Genomic DNA, 5381 nt, shown 5'->3' on the forward strand with positions numbered 1-5381 from the left:
ACATGCGTCATTTCCGGAGGGGCCGCCGCGAGGCGCACAGTGGCAGGTGACAAGCACCCGGCAGCGGAGAGGATCCCCTCCACATGAGTAACGAGTCGGCTCAGACCCTGCGCGACCTGATCGCGGGCGAGGAGATGGTCGTGGTCCCGGGCGTGTACGACGCCCTCAGCGCGACGCTCACGGAGCAGGCGGGCTTCCCGGCCGCCTACGTCAGTGGGGCGGCGGCGTCGGTGAGCCTGCTCGGACGACCCGACATCGGCCTGATGACCGCGACGGACGTCGCAGCGCACCTCGCCCGGCTCAGCGGTGCGACGTCGTTGCCGCTGATAGCCGATGCCGACACCGGTTACGGGAACGAGCTCAACGTGCGGCACACCGTCGAGACCTACATCAGGGCAGGTGCCGCGGCACTCCACGTGGAGGACCAGGTCTTCCCGAAACGGTGCGGGCATCTGTCCGGGAAGTCCGTGATCGACCGCGACGACGCCGTCTCCAAGGTCCGCGCCGCCGTCCGCGCCCGCGGCGACGACGACCTGGTCGTGATCGGGCGTACCGACGCGCTGGCCACCCACGGGATCGACGAGGCCGTCGAGCGTGGGCGCCGGTTCGCCGACGCGGGTGCCGACATGGTCTTCGTCGACGCTGTCGAGGACCTGGACCAGCTACGTCGTATCGGCTCCGCCATCGAGGTCCCCCTCGTGGTCAACGTCATGGCGAACTCCCGGACACCGGTTCTGAGCCACGCGGAGTACGCAGACCTGGGGTACCGGCTGGCCATCTATCCGATCATGGGCCTCGCGGCGGCCTCGGCGGCGGTGCAGAGCGCCCTCGCCTCGTTGCGCGACACCGGCCTCCCGCCCCTGGACGCCGCCGGGCCGGGTGAGCTCTTCGAGACCGTCGGGATCAGCGAGTGGCTCCGCTGGCCCGACGACGGACCGCGCCCACCGGCCGGTGGGCCGGCGACCGCCGCGGTGTCGGACGTCGCCGCGCCGCGCGAGCACGTGGGGGCACGGCGATGAGCGACCAGCTGTCGGTCCCGCTGGTCCAGATGCGGGGCGGGACCAGCAAGGGCCTGTACCTGCACGCCGCCGACATCCCCGCACCCGGTCCCGCCCGCGACGCGCTCCTGGCGCGGCTGATGGGGTCACCCGACGTCCTGCAGATCGACGGTCTCGGCGGCTCACGCCCGATCACCTCGAAGGTCGCGATCATCGCGCCGTCGGACGCCGCCGACGCCGACGTCGACTACACGTTCGCACAGGTCGACATCGAGACCGGCCTGGTGAGCTACAACGGCAACTGCGGCAACATCTCCTCCGGCGTCGGACCGTTCGCCGTGGACGAGAAGCTCGTCCCGGTCGAGGAGGGAACGACCGTCGTCCGTATCCGCAACACCAACACCGACAAGGTCCTCGTGGCGCACGTCCCGGTCCGCGACGGTGCCGCACGGGTGGACGGTGACTTCGCGATCCCCGGGGTACCGGGCACGGGCGCCGAGATCGTCATGGACTGGTCGGGAACGGTCGGGGCCGTCACCGGCAGGCTGCTCCCCACCGGGAACCCACTCGACACCGTCGAGCTCGAGGACGGGCGAACGGTCCGGCTGTCGATCGTCGATGCCGGGAATCCGATCGCCTGGGTCGCCGCCGCGGATCTCGGTCTCACCGGGAGCGAGGGTCTCGAACTCAATGGCCGAGCGGAACTCGTGTCCGCCATCCGGGAGATCCGGGGCAAGGTCTGCGTCCGACTCGGCCTGTGCCAGGAGTGGACCCAGGTGGACACCGAGGTCCCGGCCATCCCGATGGTCGGGGCCGTGGCACCGCCGGGGGGCTACAGCACACTCAACGGACAGGCCGTCGACCCCGACGACATGGACCTGCGGGCCCGACTGATGTTCATGAACCGTCTGCACGAGAGCATGGCCGGGACCGCGTCCATCAGCCTCGCCGCGGCGTCGCGGCTGCCGGGCACCACCGTGCACCAGGTCGCGACGGAGCGCAGGCCCGACACCGTCCTGATCGGACACCCCTCCGGCGTCATGCCGGTCCGCGTGCAGGCCGGGGCCGGGGCCGGGGCCGGGTCCGTCGAGTTCCGCATGCTGGGCATCAGTCGGACGGCCCGACGGCTGGCCAAGGGATGGGCGTACTACCCGCGTCCCACCTGAGAGCGGTACGGCCGTGTGACGACGCCGTGTCGGCAGCTCACGGCCGCCCGGACACCGGTGGCTAGAGTCGCAGGCGGAGCCGCGCGGCCGATAGGGCGGGTTTGCCGGAAACGCCCGGGCCGGACGCCACGGATCGCCGTGCTCCGTCCCTGTGCCCGTGCGAGGAGAAGCCCCCATGCCCAACCAGGACCGTGCCGTCTCGGTCTACCCCATCGCCGTGCGTGAGCTCAGCGTCTCGCGGATCGTGGACGTCACGCCCGCGCTGCGACGCGTGACCCTCACCGGGGAGCAGCTCGGGGCGTTCACCGACGACGAGGGGCGTGCCTGGCCCGCGTTCACCAGTACGGGCTTCGACGACGACGTGCGGTTGATCTTCCCCTACCCGGGGGAGACCGAGCCCGTCCTGCCGATCCTGCGCGACGGCGGCATCAAGCTGCCCGAGGGACGCCGGCCGGTCTGGCGGGTCTACACGGTCCGCCGCCACGACCCCGTCGCCGGTGAGCTCGACGTGGAGTTCGTGCGACACGGCGTCGGCATCGCGACCACCTGGGCCTACCGCGCGACGCCGGGGGACCGGGTCCACGTGGCGGGACCGGCGGCGTCGCTCGCGCTGCCGGCCACGGCCGAACGGCTGCTGGTCGCCGGGGACGACACCGCGCTGCCCGCCGTCTCGCGGCTGCTGGAGACCGCGCCGGCGGACCTGCGGGCCGACGTGTTCATCGAGGTCGCGGAGACGGCCCACCGGGTCCCGCTGCGCGAGCACCCGGGTGTCGAGGTCACCTGGCTGGTCCGGGACGGCGCCGGGCCGGGTACGTCGACGCAGCTGGCCGAGTGCCTGCGCACGGTGGCCGAGGGGCCGGGCTGGGACGCCGCGGCCACCGCCGGCTGGCTGGCGGGGGAGCAGTCCGTCGTGCGGGACCTGCGACGGCTGCTCGTCGCGGCGGGGGTGGACCGGCGCCGGATCGACTTCACCGGCTACTGGAAGCTCGGCGAGGTGGTCACCCTCGAGTCCGACCCCCGGGTGACCGACGAGGAACGCAACGCCGAGGCGTTCGAGACCTTCCACGAGCAGGCCGAGCTGCTGCCCCCACTGGCGATCCGGGTGGCCGCGAACCTCGGCCTCGGCGAGCTCGTCGCCGGCGGGATCCGCGATCCGAAGTCGCTCGCCGAACGGGCCGGTGCGGATCCGCGGGCGCTGGAGAAGCTGCTGCGGTACCTCGTGGCGATCAAGATCCTCGACCGCGACGAGCAGGGCGGGTACACGCTGACCGACACCGGCTTCTACCTGACCGAGGACCACGTGCTCGACGTGGTGCGCCGCGACGGCGTCGGTGCCCGCCGCGAGCAGGGGTTCCTGGGGCTCGAGCAGGCGGTGCGCACCGGCCGGGAGTCCTTCGCGGCGGTCACCGGTCGCGACTACCCGAGCCTGCGCGGGGACGAGGAGTTCGCCCGCAGGCTCCTGGACAACACCGCGCAGTTCGCCGACTACATCGCCGCCCCGGTGGCGGACTCCGCAGCTCTGGAGGGGATCGACCACCTGGTCGTCCACGCCGACGCCGCGGTGTCCGCCGCGGCCGCCGTCGTCGCCCGCCGCCCCGGGCCGCGGGTCACGATCGTCGCTGGCCCCTCCGACGCCGACTGGACCCGGTCCGAGCTGCTGCGCACCGTCCCCGACGACGGTGCCCGCTCCCGCGTGGAGGTCGTCGTGCAGACCATCGCCGAGCCGGTCCCGGCCGCCGACGCGATCCTGTTCGGCAAGGTGCTCGGCCAGTACCCCGACCCGGAGGCCGTGCACATCCTCCGCCGCGCGGGGGAGTGCCTGGCCCCCGGCGGGCGGATCCTGCTTCTCGAGGACGTGCTCGACGAGCAGGACCTCGACGAGCACGAGGCCGAGGACGACCTGCTGGCCCTCGTCCTGCACGGCTCCGGCCGCCGGACGGCCACCGAGCTCTCGGCCGTCGTCGCCGACGCCGGACTGCGGACCGTCGCCACCGAGACCGTCGGCTGGGGCGACACGCTCCGGTCGCTCCAGCCGGTCGCACCCTGACCCTCCTCCCGCGCCCGGCGCGACCGTCCCCCGGGGGCGTCGCGCCGGGCCCGGCACCCGCCGCCGCCCGGCACGGCGCCGACTCGTGCCCGCGATCGTGGGTCACCCGCCGCCGGTCGGCCGGACACGGCCCCCTGTCGTGCCTCGGGCGCGGGCGGGGCCATGCCGGTGCTCACACCCGTTCGGACCATCAGGGGTCCGCAGACGCCGTGTGTGGAGCGTCCCTCCCGTCGGCGCGGGTCGCTGACGTGCGGAGATCCCGGCCCGTGACGGTGATCGGAATGCGTCATCCATTCGGCGGAACCCTCGCATCCACCCGCATGCTTAGCCTTGCCTAAGTTCAGGTGTGGCGAGGCAAGTAAGGGGTGGCGCGACGGTGACAGGCGACGGAGGCCGCCCGGGCCGCGTGCCGTTCGACGTCGTCGCCGCGGTCGGGGTCCTCGACCCTGCCACGTGCCCGTGTCCGCCGCCCGGCGGCGGCACCTGCCGAGTACCCGGCCGCGTCGCGCGCACCTGGACCGATCTGCTCCCCGGGAGCCCGGTCGGACGTCCCGGCGCCTGACCCGCTCCGCAACCCCCACGCCCGCGCCGGAGGTGATCCGGTGAGGAAGGTTCCGTCATGCCCGGCTCCACCGAGACCGTCCGCTACCGCACCCTGCTCAGCGGGAAGATCCACCGCGCCACCGTGACCCAGGCCGACCTGCACTACGTCGGCTCGCTGACCGTCGACGAGGACCTGATGGACGCCGCGGGCCTCGTCGAGGGCGAGAAGGTCCAGGTCCTCGACATCGACAACGGCAACCGCCTCGAGACCTACGTGATCACCGGGGAACGCGGCAGCGGCGTCATCGGCGTGAACGGCGCCGCCGCGCACCTCGTGCACCCGGGTGACCTGACGATCATCGTCGCCTACCAGCAGGTGCCCGAGCCCGCCGTCGCCGACCACGTCGCCCGGGTGGTGCACGTCGACGCCGACAACCGGGTCGTCGCGCTCGGCGTGGACCCGGCCGAGCCGGTGCCCGGTGCGCTCGCGCAGACCGCCGGTCGCTGACCGCACCTGCCGCAACGCAGGAGGCGCGGGCCGAGGGCGTCCACGGTGACCCCTGACCCGGCCCGCGTCGACGACACCGTGTCCACCAGCACCGCCGCCGTACCGGAGGACCGCATCTC

The 5381-nt window shown here is 73.3% G+C and carries 4 protein-coding genes; all 4 read left to right on the forward strand.

The features are described from left to right. Positions 1 to 83: 83 nt before the first annotated feature. The gene (locus Ae505Ps2_RS20475; protein ID WP_075306674.1) at positions 84 to 1019 is read left to right on the forward strand and encodes an isocitrate lyase/PEP mutase family protein; all 936 of its coding nucleotides are present in this window, start codon (positions 84 to 86) and stop codon (positions 1017 to 1019) included. Then, positions 1016 to 2164, forward strand: a complete 1149-nt coding sequence (locus tag Ae505Ps2_RS20480) for a PrpF domain-containing protein (protein WP_075334237.1) — start codon at positions 1016 to 1018, stop codon at positions 2162 to 2164. The genes Ae505Ps2_RS20475 and Ae505Ps2_RS20480 overlap by 4 nt, the downstream gene beginning before the upstream one ends. Positions 2165 to 2339: 175 nt before the next feature. Next, a complete protein-coding gene (locus Ae505Ps2_RS20485; protein ID WP_075553880.1) occupies positions 2340 to 4211 on the forward strand; it encodes an SIP domain-containing protein in 1872 nt (623 codons plus the stop codon). A 619-nt stretch (positions 4212 to 4830) separates the two neighbouring features. Continuing rightward, positions 4831 to 5262, forward strand: coding sequence for an aspartate 1-decarboxylase (gene panD, locus Ae505Ps2_RS20490; protein ID WP_020628196.1), 432 nt, complete (start codon positions 4831 to 4833; stop codon positions 5260 to 5262). Positions 5263 to 5381: the final 119 nt, after the last annotated feature.

This window comes from Pseudonocardia sp. Ae505_Ps2 (assembly GCF_001932425.1).
Taxonomy (GTDB): Bacteria; Actinomycetota; Actinomycetes; order Mycobacteriales; family Pseudonocardiaceae; genus Pseudonocardia.

What these genes read in the sequence shown, in the direction of transcription:
- Ae505Ps2_RS20475 (WP_075306674.1), top strand. Translation starts at nt 84, where the DNA reads ATGAGTAACGAGTCGGCTCAGACCCTGCGCGACCTGATCGCGGGCGAG.
- Ae505Ps2_RS20480 (WP_075334237.1), top strand. Translation starts at nt 1,016, where the DNA reads ATGAGCGACCAGCTGTCGGTCCCGCTGGTCCAGATGCGGGGCGGGACC.
- Ae505Ps2_RS20485 (WP_075553880.1), top strand. Translation starts at nt 2,340, where the DNA reads ATGCCCAACCAGGACCGTGCCGTCTCGGTCTACCCCATCGCCGTGCGT.
- panD (WP_020628196.1), top strand. Translation starts at nt 4,831, where the DNA reads ATGCCCGGCTCCACCGAGACCGTCCGCTACCGCACCCTGCTCAGCGGG.